The following is a 17,832-nucleotide window of genomic DNA, read 5'->3' as shown; positions in this document are numbered from 1 at the left end:
TATCGTTCTTTTTATTTTATTTGAAGGGAAGATTCTAACCATGTATGCAAATATCCGCAATTTATTATTTAAGATAGACCCTGAAAAAGCTCATACGAGAACTATTCATGCTCTAAAAATGATGCAATCATTTTCATTTGCTAGAAATATGTACAATAAAAATATGAGATTAAATGATTCTAGATTGGAATGTAAATTGCTAGATATTAAATTCCCTAACCCTATTGGTTTGGCCGCAGGGTTTGACAAGTTTGCTGATGTATACCCAGCTCTTGCATCCCTTGGATTTGGATCAGTTGAAGTAGGTTCTATCACACCTAAACCTCAACCCGGAAATCCTAAACCGCGCCTATATCGTTTACCTGAGGATACGGCACTTATTAACCGTATGGGGTTTAATAGTGAGGGATTGAATAGAGCCAAGCAAAACTTTATGACTTTACCACGTCCCAATATTCCTCTAGGGATAAATTTAGGGAAAAATAAAGATACTCCAAACTCAGATGCCACTTTAGACTATCAAAAGGGATTGGAAACACTATATACCTATGGTGACTATTTTGTTATTAATATTAGTTCTCCAAACACTGAAGGATTAAGAGACTTGCAATATGTCGATACTTTAAAACCATTATTAACTTCTATATTAAATAAACGTAATGAGTTATGTAAAAAACATAATGTATATCGTCCTATTATTTTAAAAATTGCTCCGGACTTAACTCCAGAACAACTGGAAGGAGTTATTGCAATAATTCAAGAAGTAAAAATTGATGCAGTTATCGCTGCGAACACGACTATTAGTCGCACTAATCTAAATTCAAAATTTCAAAAACAAATTGGTGGTTTAAGCGGTAAACCATTAAATCATCGTTCTACAGAAATTATTTCAAAAATCTATCGACAGACTCAAGGTAAATTACCCATTATAGGATCCGGTGGGGTATTTACTGGAGCAGATGCATATGAAAAAATTAAATCTGGTGCTTCACTTATTCAGATTTATACTAGTATGATTTATCGTGGCCCCTCTGTTGCAAAGCAAATTAATCAAGAAATCTTAACTTTACTAGAAAAAGATGGACTCAATAATATTACTGAAGCTATTGGTCTATATCATAAATAAATGCTGCCTCGATTTAAATTTTGAATCGGGGCAGCATTTTTTATAATAACCTTGTATATTCTTCTTTGGATAGTTAATTTTTATTAACTATTTTATTGAAGCTTGAAGCTCATTCCAAGTCATTGGTTCTTTACTTGTAGTTTCAATCATATCAATTGCTCCATCAACAGGACAAACAATAGAACATAAATTACACCCTACACAATCCACTTCACGAACCTTGAGAAATTTACTTCCATTATCGTTAGTAAGTATTTCAATACACTGATGTGATGTATCTTCACAAGAAATATAACATTTATTACATTTTATACAAACCTCATCATTGATTCTTGCTACCACATGATAACTTAGATTAAGGTCCCCCCAATTGGAGTATCTTGGTACAGATTTCCCTACTATATCCATCACAGAAGAAATTCCTTTTTCATCTAAATAATTATTTAAACCGTCTAACATATCTTCTATAATACTAAAACCATGATGCATAGCAGCTGTACAAACTTGTACGCCTGTTGATCCCATTAATATAAACTCTACCGTGTCACGCCAATTAGAAATCCCCCCCATACCTGAAATTGGTACATTGATTTTAGGATGACGTGCACACTCTGCAACCATATTCAATGCAATTGGCTTTACAGCTGGACCACAATATCCACCATGTGCTCCTTTTCCATCTACATGTGGAATGGGATTCCATGTATCAATATTAACTCCCATTAAACTATTAATTGTATTAATCATACTAACTGCATCTGCTCCCCCCTTTACGGCTGCATATGCAGTTGCTGTAATATCTGTAATATTAGGTGTTAACTTTACAATTACCGGCACTTCTGCTACTTCTTTTACCCAATATGTCTGCTTTTCTACAAGATCAGGTACTTGCCCGGATGCAGCTCCCATTCCACGCTCAGCCATGCCATGAGGACAACCAAAATTTAGTTCAAACCCATCGACCCCTACATCTTGTACCCTTTTAACAATCTCATGCCATTGATGTTGCTTCGGCTCTACCATAAGTGAAGCTATAATCGTATGATTCGGAAACTTTTTCTTTGTGTCATAAATTTCTCGCAAGTTTTCTTCAAGGGGACGATCTGAAATTAATTCAATATTGTTAAATCCAGCAACTTTTTTCCCTTGAAAATTTATAGCAGAAAAACGAGAAGAGACATTTACAACTGGTGCACCTAACGTTTTCCAAACAGCTCCTCCCCATCCTGCTGCAAAAGCCCTTTGTACTTGGTATCCTGAATTTGTTGGTGGTGCCGATGCTAGCCAGAACGGATTAGGAGATTTTATCCCTGCTAGGTTAATAGACAGATCCGCCATTATAAAACCTCCTTCATCATTCCATCTAATTTGTAACCAAACACATATTTATGAATAGCATATGCTGTTTGTTTACCTTGCTCTGCCGCACTAACTACCATTGCTTCACCTTGACCATCACCAAAAACAACATCCCCTGCAGCAAAAATTTTCGGATTAGATGTTTGGTTTGTTTTTGGATTAATTTTAACGATACCTTTATTATGAAGCAGACCAAATTCTTCAATTAATTTAATATAACGCGTCTGCCCAATCGCCTTAATTACTGCATCCACTTCAATAATAAATTCCGAACCCTCGATAGGAATTGACCTACGACGCCCAGAAGAGTCTTCTGCTCCTAATTCCATACGTATACATTCCAATTGTTTTACATGTCCATTTTCATCACCAATAATTCGCCTTGGTTGTGTTAACCACTTAAATTCTACTCCATCTTGTTTAGCAAACTTATATTCAAATTGATATGCAGGCATTTCTTCCTGGGTACGACGATAAATCATTTTTACATTTTCAGCTCCCAACCGAACTGAACAAGTTGCTGCATCAATTGCTGTATTTCCTGCACCAATAACTGCAATACGCGAACCTAAGAACCGACTAGTGGGCTCTTTACTTTTTGTATCTTCAACAAATTGGATTGCATCATATACTCCCTTCAAATTTTCCCCTTCTATATTAAGATTGGGTACAGAAGACATACCAATCGCTAAAACAATTACGTCAAAACTATTCATTAGTTCTGATACTGTAATATCCTTACCCACTTTTGTGTTAGTAAGAATTTTAACACCTAATTTCTTAACTTGATCAACTTCCCACAGTGATACTTCTTGTGGCAATCGAAAAGATACTATTCCATAAGTATCCAATCCCCCAGCTTTTTCTTTTGCTTCAAAAATTGTAACAGTATAGCCTAACCTTGCTAATTCTCGCGCAGCTGATAAGCCTGCTGGACCACTCCCAACAATAGCAATGGTTTTCCCCTTTTTTTCTCCTTCCTTAAACAACTGGACTTCATTCTTCATTGTCCAATTTGTAACATGGCGCTGTAAATCTCCTATCTTTATTGGTTGAGATGCTTCATTTAATACACATGCACCTTCACATAGTTCTTCAGTTGGACACACTCTTGCACAAGTTGCTCCAACTGGATTAGCCTCAAAAATTACGCGAGCAGACCCTTTTAAGTTATCTGTAGTAATCTTTTTAATGAAAGAAGGAATATCTATGCTTGTAGGACAAGCTTTTATACACGGAGCATCGTAACAATATAGACATCGATTTGCCTCTTCTATTACTTCTTTAAATGTTAAATCTGGTTTCACCTCAAGAAAGTTATGTTTTATATCTTCTATCGCACTATAAACTTTAGAGGTTTTATTCATACTTTCTCCCCCTCAGTAACAATTTAATTAGTAAATTTCAAGCTATCTTACTCAATGAAAATCTATATGCACATACCATTGCTTCTAAATAAAAAAGGATAAGACAATTCACTGTATCTTATCCTCTATTAAGTTTCACACATTATAAATTCCGCAAAAACAAAATGGAAACTAACATTTTTTCTTCAATCCTATTTGATTACAATTCTATCTCAAAATAAACTACTATTTATTTTCTAATTTTTGATTTAATAGTTCTAATAGTTCACTTGGTGTATTAAACACAAAGTTTGGCCCCTGTATTACGAGTTTTTCAAACATACCTTCTCCCCATAATGCTGCTCCACTCTTCATTTGAGAAGCATGAGCAGCTTGTATATCAGTAATTTGATCGCCAATATACATGCATTGTTTAGGATTTATATTTAATTCCTTAGCTGCTTGAATAAGTGGTAAAGGATGCGGTTTACTTTCTACACAATCTTCTACCGTTAAAACACTCTGAAAATATGAGTGAATTTTATTATTTTCCAATTCACTATTCGCAAAATGTTTCAACTGTGATGTAACTATTCCCAATTTATAATCCTTCATTAACAAACTCTCAAGCATATTTTCTATCCCATCATATAGCTTAACTTTATAAATATTTTCTTGATAGTAGTGAAGAATATGAGATTTAATTAAATCCGATTTATCAGGGAATCGGCTTAAAAATAGAGCTATCGGCTTCCCAACTAGTTCTTCTTTCTCCTCTACAGTTAGTGTTCTCCCTAATACCTCTTTAAAACCAAAATTATACGCCTCTTTTGCTAACCATTCACTGTTAACTAATGTGCCATCTAAATCCATTATGATAGCTTTCACTATTAGCACTTCCTTACATTTTCTTTTCTATACGCCTCTAAAGCCTTAATTGTTGTAAGTGTTAATGGTTTTGGCAAATCATTTAAAGAAAACCATCCGATTTCAAGTATCTTATCTGGTTCCATTCTTTTAACTACGCCTTCATTTACCGTTGCAATATATGTCGGACAAACCCAATGCACTTCTTGTTCTTTTATAATATGATCTGTTACGCATAATAAAGATTCTAATTTTATATCTAAGTTCGTTTCTTCTTTGATTTCTCTAACAACTGTATCTTCTACGGTTTCCATCCACTCTACTTTTCCTCCTGGAATACTCCAGTGCATTCTCTCAGGATTTGTATTACGTAATATTAATAGTAATCTCTCGTTTTCATCAATAATAAATGCTCCTACTCCAACTCTTGGATTCAAAAAATCACTCCTAACTTTTTACTAATTCTTTATTTCTGGTATGAATGTCTCTAGCTATTACTACTCCAGTAGTCGCGGCTTGAATAATTCCTCTTGCCCATCCAATGGCATCTCCAGCTACATAAAATCCTGAGATATTCGTACGTAAATGTTCATCTACATGCACTTTATCCCAACATAACTCCCATACTGGGGCATGTAGTAAAGTATCTTTTGTAATTAACTTATTTGATAAACCAGATAATTTGCCTAAAAAGCTTTCTATATGATTTGTTACATAATCAGGAAGTACCCATCTTAAGTTAACCGGTGTAGCTTCTGGAAGTGTTGATTGGATAGAATTATTTTCTAGCCCCTCCTTACTTGTAGGACGATTTGCAATAAAGTCTTCGTATCTCTGTACAATCGTTCCCCCATAACCCGAGGCTCTATTAATTGCTTGTATAATTCCCAGTTGCATTCCCATTGGATCAACATACTCTGGGAAGCTTTGTCTTACTAACACACCAAAATTCGCATTATCAGATTTTTTATCTCTAAAAGAAAATCCACTGATTGTACAAATTTTTTCGTTAGGAACATAAGAATCATAGTAACAATTAACTAGATATCCTCCATTACACATACAAAACGTTCTTACTTCAGCTCCATCATCCATCTTCGTTTTTATTTTAGCGTCTAAATGAGTTTCCGACAATGCAACTATACCTTCTCTTTCAGTTTCCACTCGAACACCTAGTTCAATTTCATTAAAAGAATAATTTACATTTAATTTATCCATTATGTTTCTTAAAACATGACCAGAAGCTTTTCCAGTTGCCATGACTAAATTATTTGAAGAAATTTGATACTCTTCTCCCCTTCTATTTATTAAAGTAGAGATAAAAATATCTTCTTTCTTTTCTACGCTTTTTAATTTTGTTTGAGTTAGTAAATTTAGTCCACCATTGATTAACTCCTTTTCTAACTCAATACAATATTCAATAATACCTTCTGTACCGATATGATAGACATCATAACATTTCCAGTCTAATTTATTATCTGTAGCCTGTTGTATCATACATGAATCTTGCGATTCATCTGCTTTTGTTTGCTTAATTCCATCATTATTCATTTTAGAAATAAATGGGTCTAAAACATGATTATTTAATTCAATTACTTTTTCTTCGCTTCCAAGAAGCTTAACTAAACCACTACCTGCTGGAAAAGATGATAATTTTCCATCTGAATACATTCCAGCACCACCAACCCCCTCAACAACATGACAAATATTACATTGTGTACAATTCCCTTTGTTAACCAAAGGGCAATATCTCTTTTTAATAGATCTTCCACTATCCACTAAAGCTACTGTCTGATTAGAAATCTCTAGTAATTCTTTTGCTAGAAATAATCCAGCTGGTCCAGCACCAACGATAAGTACATCAACATGTTCACTCATAATTTCCCCCTGTAAAAAATGTAATATATAACCATATAAAACGAATACTACCACAATTTTACAATTCATAACTTTATAAATAAAAGACTGAATTTTCAATGCGAAATGTTATCCCTAAGATATTTTCTCCCGCTATATAATTAAATGTATTTTTTATTCCCTAGCTTTTACTTTTTAAGCACATGAAGTATGACAGCCAAGGTAGATGTTAGAGCCAAAAACTTTTGATAACTTGATAATAAGGGTGCGGGAAGAAGATAGATTGGAGAAATCAAACTCTTCGGTTCCTTTGTAAAATATCAATATTAAAAAAGGAACAGCCATACTGAACATCTTACTTTGAAGTAAGACTCAGGAAGACGAGAGATTACTTTTGTCGTGGCACTGAAAAGCTCCTACTTCAATTTTTACTAAAGAGCACGTAGTTTATCATTTTGCTTCTTGGTACACAAAAGGAATTCTTTTAAAATTTGTAAGTATTTCTAGCTTTTATCGTTGTGCTTCATATTTATGAACTAATCAACCTTGATGAAACACTGGTAGAAAAAAATTTGACCGATTTGCTTATTAGACATTTGATTTCCATATGCAAGGCTCCTTACAACCAGAGCATGCAGGAACGTTTATGTTCCCCCCATTTACACCATCTCACGGTAATCTCTAATTATTTATTGTAATTCCTAATATTAAGATGTAAAATAACATTATCTTATATGCGCTTAAGATAGATCGGAATAAGAAAAGGAACCCTTGTGGGTTCCTTTTTCTATGCAAAATAAAAAGCATTCTATTTAAATGCTCTGTGCTCTTATTTTTTCTATATAACACTAATTCCTATTGCCATAAGAATACCTCATACAATACATACTAACCCTACTAATATTGAAAACTCTAGTAAACAAAAATATCCAAGTATCATACATAGAATAAAGCCTATAGGATATACAAAGACTTCTCTCCAATTTATCCATTCATATAGAGGACGTAGTTATACGATGATTAAAACTCCTAAAACAATTAAAACAACACACTTTCTTCTAATCCTTTTTGCTTGTCCTTTTACTGTCTCGATAATTGAAACTAACCCTTTCTCCTTTATAAAATCAAGAAGATTTTATCCAAATCTAGTTACTGGTCCATCTCCAATTTTTTAAATATAGCACCATTATATTTTACATCTACATAGATACATCCATCAAATACATTGTATTTATATATAATTATAATAGGTTTAAATGTACTTATTAAAATTATATATCGCTTTTAGGAAGGAAATGTTATGAAAAGAAAATTAGTTAAATTATGCTCTGCACTATCTATTAGTACCTTAACAATACTTGGAGTTGGACATTATACCGCCCATGCTGAAGAAGTCTTTACTGATGTACCACAAAACCACTGGTCATTTACAGCCATACATGACTTATAAGAAAAACAGATCCTATTTGGATACGGAAATGGGATATTTGGCTTTGGAGATGATGTAACACGAGAACAAGTTGCCATTCTTATTTACAATTACCTCAAGCCAGAAATTAAAGAAACATATACTAATCCTTATTCAGATATCAGTTCTCTCACAACCCATTACACAAAGGAAATTTTATCTCTCACAAACTTAGGAATCTTCACTGGAGATGAACATAGTAATTTCCGCCCTAAGGATACTTTAACACGTGCTGAAATGGCTTCTGTATTAACGAAGGCATTCCAATTAAAAGCAACGGGAGCATTTACTTTTAAAGATATACCGAATGGATATTGGGCAAAAGATGCAATTCATGCTATTCATTCCAACCATATCGCGGAAGGCACAGGTAACAATAACTATAGTCCTTATATGAAGGTATCTAGAGAACAGTACGCACAATTTATCTTTAATGCTATGAACAGGAATAATGAACCCGATAATAATAATTTACCACTTATTCCTGTTGAGGAGCTTGGAGAAATTGGAGAGTCTCATGTTACTAATGGTGGAACATTATTTAAAGGATAAAATTCACTAATACAATATTTATAATTAACCATCTATATCTACTTTCGAATAATACACCGAAAGTTTGCTAATACTATAAAAACCAAGTCTCCAATTCCCCTGGAGCTGAGCAGTTAGTTCATTCTAACTGCTCTTTTTATTTTTATCGTCACCCTTCCATAGTACCTCCATATGTTGTATAGAGATATCTCCTTCTAAATTGTCATTGATGCCTCTTTCAAGTCCTAATGTACATCTTAAAAAGAGCACTTTTTAAAAGTGCTCTTTTTACTATGCATGTCACTCAGCCTACGATGAATTAAGATCTTAACTTATGAATAACTTATTAAACCCTTGCCAATAATATAAATAAATTGGTAACAGCCAATCTGTATCCATAATGAATCTCTGATTTTCTTGAATTCTCCCTGAGGCAAGGCGGCTATTTTTTATAGCTGCCTTTCTTGTATGAATTATAAATTTTTACACATACTATTTACGGAATGCTTGAATCATTGTCATTGAAAATGTTCAGCACTTCCGCTCCTTAAGAGAACAGTCTACGCAACTGTTCTCTTTCCTATTTCCTTTTTTCACACATATAATATGACAAGCATTATAAAGTCCGCTACAATCAATAGCATAGCAACATTTTCAACGTTTACTCAACAATTTCTCAATATTTTTCATGGACAACAGCACACTTACTCAACAGGTTTAATATCTTAATATTAAATACTGAAAGGAGATGTTGAAAAATGACTTGGTTCATTATTTTAGGATTTATGCTTATTTTAATAATAAGCGGTTTTCATGCACATAGTATTCATATCATTTTCAAAATAGGTTCAGATACAAAAGCTGTGCCAAGTTGGTCTTTCGTTAATAAAATAAACTTCCAAACATTAAAAGAATTAATAAAAGGACTAAATAAGGATAAACTTAAAATCCTTACAATAGGAGAACTTGTTATTCCTTTAAGTTTCTTTAATAGATTATTTAGCAAAACATTAATTTTTCTATTCCTATTCTTTTACTCTCAATACTTAAACTAGCGTAATATGAGATAGGTTAGAAAATAACAGTCATTGAGCATAGCAAGCCAACAATCGATTTCCTATGATGAACTGGACCTGAAGAATTAAACAAAGAATTAAGCGGCTGTTTGAATGTGAGTCCGGTATTGTACTGGACTCATTCCTTTTAACTGTACTTTGTTTTGCGATTGTAATGACCTCTATAATTATCTAATACTATTTTAATATGTTCCATCCTTTCGAATTTAATAAGATAAATTACTCTTGCTTTATCTTGTTCTGTAATTCCATCTCTTTTTGAACGAAGGCCTTTAACTTTTTTAAGTAATCGATTTCCATACGTAAACATTCATTTTCACCTTTTAATGCCTCTATAGCCTCTTCAATAGCTGCATTATCTAACTTCGATCTTGTATTTGTAATTCCCATAGCTGGATCCCCTTTCTTCTTTTATATAGGAAATCCATGTCTTATAAATCATATATTTCCCTTCATCTACGGACTATTTCAATGAATTCCTTAAGAAAAACGATTCATTTATTTCCTTTGTTTTCAATCCATTTCTAAACATTTCAGATATACTCTTTGAAAAATCCCACTATATTTATTCCATATTTTTCTCTCCTAAATGAATCGTAGTACATATTACCTCCCAACACATTTATAGGTTTTAATAGTATTTTTAACAAAATCTTCTTACATTTAAATAGACATACCACTTTAATCTGTCAACCCCACCTATATTGATAAATATAGAATATCCAATTTATTTGACATTTCAATGACTTGTAATAGGAAAATATATACATTAAATAAAAGCTCATGTATCTTTGATTTGTAAGTCGTAGTTAGTTGGCCAACTTTCCATACAATTTAATAATATAAAATAAGGGGGATCTAAAATGAATCAAGTATTAAGGAAAAGTAAGAAAAAAATGATGTATTTAGTTGGTTCACTTCTAATTTCTCTATCAATGTTTTCAACTACTAGTTTTGCAGCTACAGAAGGTGCTATAAAAAGTGTTACAAATAGTACCTATACCGGGATTGCAGCTGATATAAATCTACCAAAATCAGTTGTTGTTAAAGATGGGTATGTGAATTGGTATTTAGGTATTGGAGCATCTAAAGTTGAGGGTGGTATTTCCAAAACACCAAGTGGATATAAAGTATTTCTAAATTCAGGATATAATGAATCAGGTCAAAACAGTAAGTATTGGAACACACAGTATGATGCGTCAATTAAAGATGGTGCTCGAGTAAATCTTAAAATAGTTAATAACGGAAATGGTACGGTTACTATGTATGTAAATGGAAACCCTAGATATGCAAATCAGCCTGTATATGGCTCATTTTCTCAATATGAACCAGTAAAAATGGTTCAGGGGGTTGAAGATACTGGGCGTAACTCCTTTAGCCAAGCTAGCTTTTCAAACGTACTTCTAAGAGCAGATACATCTGGAGCTACCTACAAAAGTTGGAACGGTTCAATTTCTTCCTCATTTTCTAAACACGGTACTTATGGTAACAGTTTCACAGTTTATTCTCAAGTGCCATTAAGCGCAAGTTTACGCTAAGGTTGTTCTTGTATACGAATGGTTTTGTGAAAAAGGTAGCTGTACAAAATAATCTGTACCCTTTGTAAAGGACATTTTGAAAAAAGTTAGGCAACATCAAGAAGATGATTTCTGTATCCAACAGGAGTCACCTTTTTTAAATTCCATTGATATCTATAGTGATTATAGTACGTCATATATTTCTTAATCTCTTGTTTCAACTCATCAAAGGACGCGCAAGGTTTTATATGAGCTTCATCTTTCAGATGACCAAAAAACGATTCTTGTGGGGCGTTATCCCAACAGTTTCCTCTTCTTGACATGGATTGTCCAAGATTTAGCTTTTTGACTAGCTTTTGATAGGTAGGGCTTGTGTAGTGGGCTCCTTGATCTGAATGAATATAAGCACCTTCAGTCAATCGAATCCGCGGATTCCTTTTTAGTTTATGGAGAGTTGTCGTTACGAGCTCTAATGTCATCTGTTCTGAAACATGGTAAGCTAAAATTTCATTAGTTGAGCCATCTAAAATTGTAGATAAATAGGTCCTTTGATTCTTACCGTAAACTAAATAGGTGATATCTGTAAGAAGTGTTTTCCCTGGGGTATTTTGTTTAAATTCCCGATTTAATTGATTCGGTACTATTCGATGTTCTTTTGTAGCTTTCAGCATTCGTTTATAAGGATTCGCTTTGCGAACCGGACAGACAATCTCGTATTTCTTCATAATTCTACGGATACGCTTTAAATTGTAGACAACTTGAAACTGACCCGCCAATATCATCTTTATCTGACGAGCCCCTTTTTTCTATTTCTAAATCGAAGTGCTTTTAATATGGTTTCTTTCACGATTTCATCTCGATCACTCTTTTATTTCCGTTGTTCTTGAGATGAAATTGAAAAGTAATTATAGTAACCCGAATGGGATACACCAGCTACTTTACACAAATGACTGACCATATTCCTTAAGTTGTATTTCATGATGACAGAACGAATTAAGATGAATTTCTGACTAGGTGGTAGTGTTATTTCCTTCTCATCCTCCCTTCCATAAGTTTTACTTTTTTTAGCAATTCGCTTTCCGCCTTTAGTAAGTTTCGTTAGGCTTCTAAACGGGCATACTTTTCTTTCAACGTAAGCTCTCTCTCAAGAGTTCTTCCAGCGTTTTCGGTACGTGTATCCCGTAAACCCAATACACCATTTTTTCTATAAGCAGCACGCCATCTACTTCCCAATGACATAACCCGTTTCATTCCAATCATATCTATATCAAAACCACATTCTTCAAAAATATTTCGAGGTAGCTTTCCTTTTTCATTTTCCTCAATAAAAATATGCTTAAATTCCTCTGTATAAGTGATACCTTTCTGACTTACAGATTTTACATATAGGTTATTTGATAGAATTTGAATTTCTCTTTCTGTAAATAGCTTTTTTGTCATTTTAGACATTCTCCGATCCCAATTTTCCCTTTATTATACAAGAAATACCCTATAGAATAGACTTTTTTCGAGCGTCTATTCTATAGGGTATATTTTAAAAGTACAGCTACCTTTTTCATACTTGAATTGGAAAAATCGTGTTAAAAATAAAAAGATGAAATTGCAAGTATATTCACTTCACAATTCCATCTCTACTAAAAATTGTATATCATCAACTCTCTTGATCCTCGCTATTCTACCAAATTAATAGCAACACATTATGTAGGTATAGGTTTATACTATTCTACATTTAAATACATGTAATATTGCCTATACTTTGTTATTTTCATGTGAAACTAATTCACTATATATCTCTTTCTCTATATTTTTCAAGAGAATTTCCAACCTATTTTTTGTAGCTAGATTAAAATGTGGATTTAATTCTTTTATTATAAATTCAAGTATCTCAAAGCTTATGTAATCCCCTAATTCAAGTGAATATTGATCACCCAAGAAAGTTTTTAACTTTTTAGAGATCTCCACTTTATCTTTTTTGGTAATATTTACCCCATCCGATAACAAACCTCTCTTAGATCAGTCTTAAATACTAATTCAAAAAGTTTTTATAACATAATAAAAATGTTTTGAAATTAATATATATCATATAATGAAATTTTTACAAATAAATAAAAAATATACATCATAATCACTAAACAGTATATTATGCATCATAAACATATATTGGCTCGTCATAAAGGCGTAAACATTTTGACCAATTTCCACATAACGTTTCCCATTCACCAGCAGGATATACTTCCGTACGCAATATATGAAGTGGTATACGTAAATTCAATAACCGACCACTAAGCGTCGTACGAGTAACTCCCGCTGGCATTAAAAGCTTTGCTTCAATTATCTTTTTCAGTTCCATCAACGAGTATTCTGGATAACTCATCAATATTTCATTTGAATGAGGCCAGACCTCAGTATCATTTGAATGACGACGTACCGTATACTCATGTTGATATAAACCGACAATACGATGCCATATCTCTAAATGGGTAAATAAATCGCCATTTAAATTCCTTGCATATAAAAAATGTTCTTGTTTATTTGCTTCTGTAATTTTTACCAGCAAACGTTTATTACCAATAATTTTATCTGACCAAATTATTGTAGGTTCTTTCTTTAAATTATTTATCCATTCCCCCATTGGTAATAAATGATTCCAAGCACGAATTTTTATTTTTTCATCAGGTACTACCTGTACGGCAACGCGTTTACAGCCTAATGCCATCATAGCCTTCATACGATGGGCACCATCAAGTAACAGATAATTACCATCACTAAGCTCAGATACTAAGGGAGGATTCCGTAAAACACTTTCGCTTTCCATTACACGACAAATTTGTTCCAATCTTTTGTGTTCATATGATTCATGAAAGCGAATTTGCTTGGGATGTAAGAGATCTAAGGCCGAAATAATTTCACTCATAAAAACAGCTCCTCAAGTAATTACATAAATTCTAAGCTTATCAAATAACTAATTTTCTATAATTATTAGTCATGTTTACCGATATTTAGCAGCCATTAGACAATTATTTCAAACTGCGTTTTAATAATTTTACTAGTCTTCTAATAAAACACCAATTTCATTTTCCCTAGCCCTTTGATAGTAATAAGCAGCAATGGCTACATCAAATATGGCCATACCCATTGGATTAAATAATATTGCTTTATCATAAGGGAAATTTTGCAGTGCTCCTCGGATTACAACGTCAGCAATTGATATTGTATCTTCTTTTTGTAAACCTCTTTCAAGATGCATCCTTTCAACATCAGTTTTTTCACGACAGACTTCTTCCCAATTATCAACAACTAGTGATTTTGTATATTCTAAGATATCAGGCTTAAAATCACGAAGAGAAACATTGAGTAGTAGCGCCCCATCTTTAGGTTTTTTATCAATATAACCTTCTGCAGAAACAGTACAAGTAATAAAAATATCAGCATCATTATAGGCTTCTTCATATGCATTAACCTTTTGAGTTTTAGAATAAATTTCCTCAGGAATTAATTCGTCTTTAATTCCATTGATATCATATAAGTAAACATTTTCGATTTTATCGCCTAATAAGGCAGTTACCATCTTCAAATGCACTTGACCAATAGGTCCAAATCCAATAATTCCAACTTTAATATTATTTAAATCTCTTAACTTGGCAAACTCTCGAATCATTAACCCTGTAACAGAAGCTGTTCGTATTACACTGACCATTGCTGTATTAAGTGTTGCAAATGGTTTTCCAGTCATAGCATCATTTAATATAGTAACTGAATGAGCACGTTGAATACCTTTCTCAATATTCTTTGGAAAACTAGCTATCCATTTTATTCCTGAAACCTTAAATTCTCCTCCAATATAAGCTGGCATAGCAATAATTCTATTAGCCGGATTATCGAAACGTAAGTATGGTTTAATTGGCTGAGAAAAATCTTCTGAATCAAGACTTTTTACTGCCTTTGAAATGACATTTATTGTTTCTTCCCAATTAACACCCATTTCATTGATATGTTTAGTATTTAAATACATCATAATTGCTTCCTCATTTCTATATCATTTTTATAAAGAAACTAATTGGTCTTCTACTGATTTTTGTGTATTAAGCCATTCTACCCATTCTACGTTGTAAATAGTTGATGTGTAAGCTTGACCATTATCAGGACATAAGAAAACAACATTAGGGGTATTTTGAACATCCCTATTTTCAAAATACTTTTGGATTGCATAATATGAAGTCCCTGATGATCCACCAGCAAATATTGCATGTTTATTAAATAGCTCATAACAACCTGCAACAGTATGAACCTCCGGTACAATAATTACATCATCAATCAATGCTTTTTTAACCATACCAGGTATCATACTGGCACCAATTCCTGGTATGTATCGTTTACGAGGCTTATCACCAAAAATAATGGATCCTTGACTATCTACCGCAATAATTTTAATATTAGGGAATTTTTCTTTTAATCGTGTAGATACCCCAGCGATAGTTCCTCCAGTACTCACTCCAATGAAAGCATAATCTAACTGTTTAAAATCATTAGATATTTCTCCACCAATTCCTTGATAATGAGCTTCAAAGTTATCGGCATTATTATATTGATTTGTCCAGTAGGCATTAGGAATAGTATTTAAAAGTTCTTTCACCTTATTTAAACGCGTTAATAAATAGCCACCTGTTTCATCTCGTTCATCCACTTTAGCTACTTGATAGGAAGTTGCTCTCAAAAAATTCTCATAACTATTGTTAATATTTGGATCAATAACTGGTATGAATTTCAGACCAATATACCTACAAAGAGTAGCAAGAGCAACCGCAAAGTTACCAGATGAAGATTCGATAATTGTAGAATTTTCAGTCACTTCACCGCGACTTATTGCTGATTTTAAAATATGGTAAGCAGCACGTACTTTAACACTATTCATTAAATTGTAATATTCTAGTTTTGCATACAGATTAATCTTTTCATGCTCTAATTTAATCATAGGCGTGTTGCCGATTACCCTTTCTAAACTCTCTAATTTCTTGAGCATAATTTGCTTCCTTTCTTGGTTAAAATCTAAAAAAAATAATTAAAGATAAACATTTATAAATCCGAATATAAATCATCTTTAAATAACTTATATTCAGATTTACTTTAAATGTTCTTTCGAATGTACCTCAAATAGAACTTATACCTGAAAGACAATAAATGCTGGATTCTTTAGTATCGATAAGCTAAGCACCATTCAAGTACTGCCATAGCACTATTTAACTTATTTTCGGCCTGGGTAAATACAATACTTTTCGGTCCATCAATAACTGTTGCTGCTACTTCTTCACCCCGGTGTGCTGGAAGGTCATGCATAAAAGTAGCTTCCGGATATAAAGTCAAAATTTTCTCTGTCACTGCAAATGGATTAAATGCATCTTTCCATAAAGGATCTATTTTGCTTGTACCTGTTGTTTGCCACCTTGTTGTATATACAACATCCACTTCATTAGGTAACATTTTTATATCATGACATTCAATAACTTTAGCACCAGAAGATCTTGCATATTCTTTTGATTTTTCAAGCACACTTGGAGACACTCCATAACCAGCAGGTGTAAAAAGATAAAACTCTGTACCTGGAAAACGAGATAAAGAAAGGGCTAGAGCTGCTGCACTGTTATTACCTTCTCCCATATATAAAACCCGTAATCCAGCTATTTCACCAAATTTTTGTTTCATTGTTGTTAAGTCCGTTAGCGCTTGTGTTGGATGTTCTTCCGCACTCATTGCATTAATGACTGACATACGACTTTGAGATGCCAGTTTTTCCATTTCCTTTTGACTATCTGCAGTTCTTGCTACTAGTCCATCCAGCATTCGCGAAAGCACTTGAGTAGTGTCTTCTATAGACTCCCCTGTATTTTCTTGCAAATCATTTGGACCATACGATACAATTTGTGCACCCATCTTTAATGCTGCAACAGAAAATGCCGATCGAGTTCTAGTCGATGTTTTACGGAAGTAAATCCCAATTATATTTCCCGCTAATATGTGATTAGGTTGCGATTTACCTGTGGCAAACTCTACCCCACGAGTTACAATTTGGTTAAGATCACTATCAGTAAGATCCTCAAGAGTAATTAAATGTTTTCGAATAGCCATTATTATATTACCTCCCTTTTGAATAAGTGCATGTAACAAAAATGTATTTACACATATATGTAAATCAAAACTATTAAACAGCTAAGGTAAAAAATAATAGATTGAAAATATAATTCATGTGGATCCATTACCACACTTTTCTATATTTGTTTTTAAACTAATGTATAGCAGTTGATATATAGCCTATATGAACTCGAATACTATTTTTACTCATAAATACTTAATTATAATTCTATTGTTAGTCTATATTCCTATTTTTTATGATATAGCTCTGCTGAATATATTACACACTACAACACTAAAAATATACTCAAAACACTGAATTTTCAGCTTTCTCAATTCTTTTATCAATTTTCTGTCAATTCATACTCGAATTCTCTTTTTTACTAATAATATACATACAATGTTGGCCGTGTCTTTTATAACCTCATTTCCCAAAAAATCCGCCCATTCAAAAATATCATTTTCCGGATCATCAGTTAATAGGCAAATTACTGCTGCAGTCATTAAAAATCCCTCTTTAAAAGAGATATACTCCTTCTACTGGCTTGGCTATTTGTAG

Annotated in this window: 17 protein-coding genes and 2 pseudogenes; 6 read left to right on the top strand and 13 right to left on the bottom strand. The window is 33.0% G+C overall.

The window, feature by feature from the left end; genetic code table 11:
• Positions 1-40: 40 nt before the first annotated feature.
• Positions 41-1,126 (top strand): quinone-dependent dihydroorotate dehydrogenase, encoded by a 1,086-nt coding sequence (locus ACUN0F_RS03620; RefSeq protein ID WP_087983551.1) that lies wholly within the window; start codon positions 41-43, stop codon positions 1,124-1,126.
• Positions 1,127-1,213: 87 nt separating this feature from the next.
• Here ACUN0F_RS03620 and preA read toward each other — a convergent pair whose 3' ends face one another.
• The 5 genes from preA to ACUN0F_RS03595 all read right to left on the bottom strand — a co-directional run bounded on the left by preA (position 1,214) and on the right by ACUN0F_RS03595 (position 6,576).
• Complete coding sequence (preA, locus tag ACUN0F_RS03615) at positions 1,214-2,464, bottom strand: NAD-dependent dihydropyrimidine dehydrogenase subunit PreA (protein ID WP_087983549.1); 1,251 nt, start codon at positions 2,462-2,464, stop codon at positions 1,214-1,216.
• Positions 2,464-3,852 carry an NAD(P)-dependent oxidoreductase gene (locus ACUN0F_RS03610; protein ID WP_445539128.1) on the bottom strand — a complete coding sequence of 463 codons (1,389 nt, stop codon included), beginning with the start codon at positions 3,850-3,852 and terminating at the stop codon, positions 2,464-2,466. Before ACUN0F_RS03610 ends, preA begins: the two co-directional genes overlap by 1 nt.
• Before the next feature lie 225 nt (positions 3,853-4,077).
• Positions 4,078-4,719 (bottom strand): HAD family hydrolase, encoded by a 642-nt coding sequence (locus tag ACUN0F_RS03605; protein ID WP_256933021.1) that lies wholly within the window; start codon positions 4,717-4,719, stop codon positions 4,078-4,080.
• A 2-nt stretch (positions 4,720-4,721) separates the two neighbouring features.
• Positions 4,722-5,135 carry an NUDIX hydrolase gene (locus ACUN0F_RS03600; protein WP_087983545.1) on the bottom strand — a complete coding sequence of 138 codons (414 nt, stop codon included), beginning with the start codon at positions 5,133-5,135 and terminating at the stop codon, positions 4,722-4,724.
• A 10-nt stretch (positions 5,136-5,145) separates the two neighbouring features.
• Positions 5,146-6,576, bottom strand: coding sequence for an NAD(P)/FAD-dependent oxidoreductase (locus ACUN0F_RS03595; protein ID WP_445539127.1), 1,431 nt, complete (start codon positions 6,574-6,576; stop codon positions 5,146-5,148).
• Between the two features lie 1,279 nt (positions 6,577-7,855).
• Between ACUN0F_RS03595 and ACUN0F_RS03590 the strand changes: the two genes are divergently transcribed.
• The 4 genes and pseudogenes from ACUN0F_RS03590 (at position 7,856) to ACUN0F_RS03575 (ending at position 9,609) form a co-directional block, all read left to right on the top strand.
• Entirely contained in the window at positions 7,856-8,005 is a 150-nt protein-coding gene (locus tag ACUN0F_RS03590) for a hypothetical protein (protein ID WP_243707085.1), read from the top strand.
• 9 nt (positions 8,006-8,014) lie between these two features.
• Positions 8,015-8,254, top strand: a pseudogene (locus ACUN0F_RS03585) (S-layer homology domain-containing protein); the annotation flags it as partial.
• A 6-nt stretch (positions 8,255-8,260) separates the two neighbouring features.
• Positions 8,261-8,575, top strand: a complete 315-nt coding sequence (locus ACUN0F_RS03580) for an S-layer homology domain-containing protein (RefSeq protein WP_256933030.1) — start codon at positions 8,261-8,263, stop codon at positions 8,573-8,575.
• A 737-nt stretch (positions 8,576-9,312) separates the two neighbouring features.
• Positions 9,313-9,609 (top strand): hypothetical protein, encoded by a 297-nt coding sequence (locus ACUN0F_RS03575; protein WP_000219733.1) that lies wholly within the window; start codon positions 9,313-9,315, stop codon positions 9,607-9,609.
• Positions 9,610-9,849: 240 nt separating this feature from the next.
• Here ACUN0F_RS03575 and ACUN0F_RS03570 read toward each other — a convergent pair whose 3' ends face one another.
• Positions 9,850-10,020 carry a hypothetical protein gene (locus ACUN0F_RS03570; protein WP_016136248.1) on the bottom strand — a complete coding sequence of 57 codons (171 nt, stop codon included), beginning with the start codon at positions 10,018-10,020 and terminating at the stop codon, positions 9,850-9,852.
• A gap of 473 nt (positions 10,021-10,493) precedes the next feature.
• On the opposite strand from ACUN0F_RS03570, the gene ACUN0F_RS03565 reads away from it, so the two are divergent.
• Entirely contained in the window at positions 10,494-11,168 is a 675-nt protein-coding gene (locus tag ACUN0F_RS03565) for a hypothetical protein (RefSeq protein WP_445539126.1), read from the top strand.
• A gap of 86 nt (positions 11,169-11,254) precedes the next feature.
• Here ACUN0F_RS03565 and ACUN0F_RS03560 read toward each other — a convergent pair.
• The 7 genes and pseudogenes from ACUN0F_RS03560 to ACUN0F_RS03530 form a co-directional block, all read right to left on the bottom strand.
• Positions 11,255-12,596 (bottom strand): annotated as a pseudogene (locus ACUN0F_RS03560) (IS3 family transposase).
• Between the two features lie 300 nt (positions 12,597-12,896).
• Complete coding sequence (locus tag ACUN0F_RS03555; protein WP_000947505.1) at positions 12,897-13,148, bottom strand: DUF2164 family protein; 252 nt, start codon at positions 13,146-13,148, stop codon at positions 12,897-12,899.
• Positions 13,149-13,287: 139 nt separating this feature from the next.
• Complete coding sequence (locus ACUN0F_RS03550) at positions 13,288-14,061, bottom strand: ParB N-terminal domain-containing protein (protein ID WP_445539125.1); 774 nt, start codon at positions 14,059-14,061, stop codon at positions 13,288-13,290.
• 132 nt (positions 14,062-14,193) lie between these two features.
• Complete coding sequence (gene sbnB / locus ACUN0F_RS03545) at positions 14,194-15,162, bottom strand: 2,3-diaminopropionate biosynthesis protein SbnB (RefSeq protein WP_149173933.1); 969 nt, start codon at positions 15,160-15,162, stop codon at positions 14,194-14,196.
• Positions 15,163-15,189: 27 nt separating this feature from the next.
• A complete protein-coding gene (gene sbnA / locus ACUN0F_RS03540) occupies positions 15,190-16,167 on the bottom strand; it encodes a 2,3-diaminopropionate biosynthesis protein SbnA (protein ID WP_046955333.1) in 978 nt (325 codons plus the stop codon).
• Positions 16,168-16,337: 170 nt separating this feature from the next.
• Positions 16,338-17,270, bottom strand: coding sequence for an ornithine carbamoyltransferase (locus ACUN0F_RS03535; protein ID WP_087984400.1), 933 nt, complete (start codon positions 17,268-17,270; stop codon positions 16,338-16,340).
• Between the two features lie 363 nt (positions 17,271-17,633).
• Positions 17,634-17,777 (bottom strand): hypothetical protein, encoded by a 144-nt coding sequence (locus ACUN0F_RS03530; protein ID WP_165915440.1) that lies wholly within the window; start codon positions 17,775-17,777, stop codon positions 17,634-17,636.
• Between the last annotated feature and the right edge of the window lie 55 nt (positions 17,778-17,832).

This window comes from Bacillus sp. 1A, from assembly GCF_052682215.1.
Note: the sequence above shows the minus strand (reverse complement) of the source record. Positions and strands in the feature narration are given on the sequence as shown.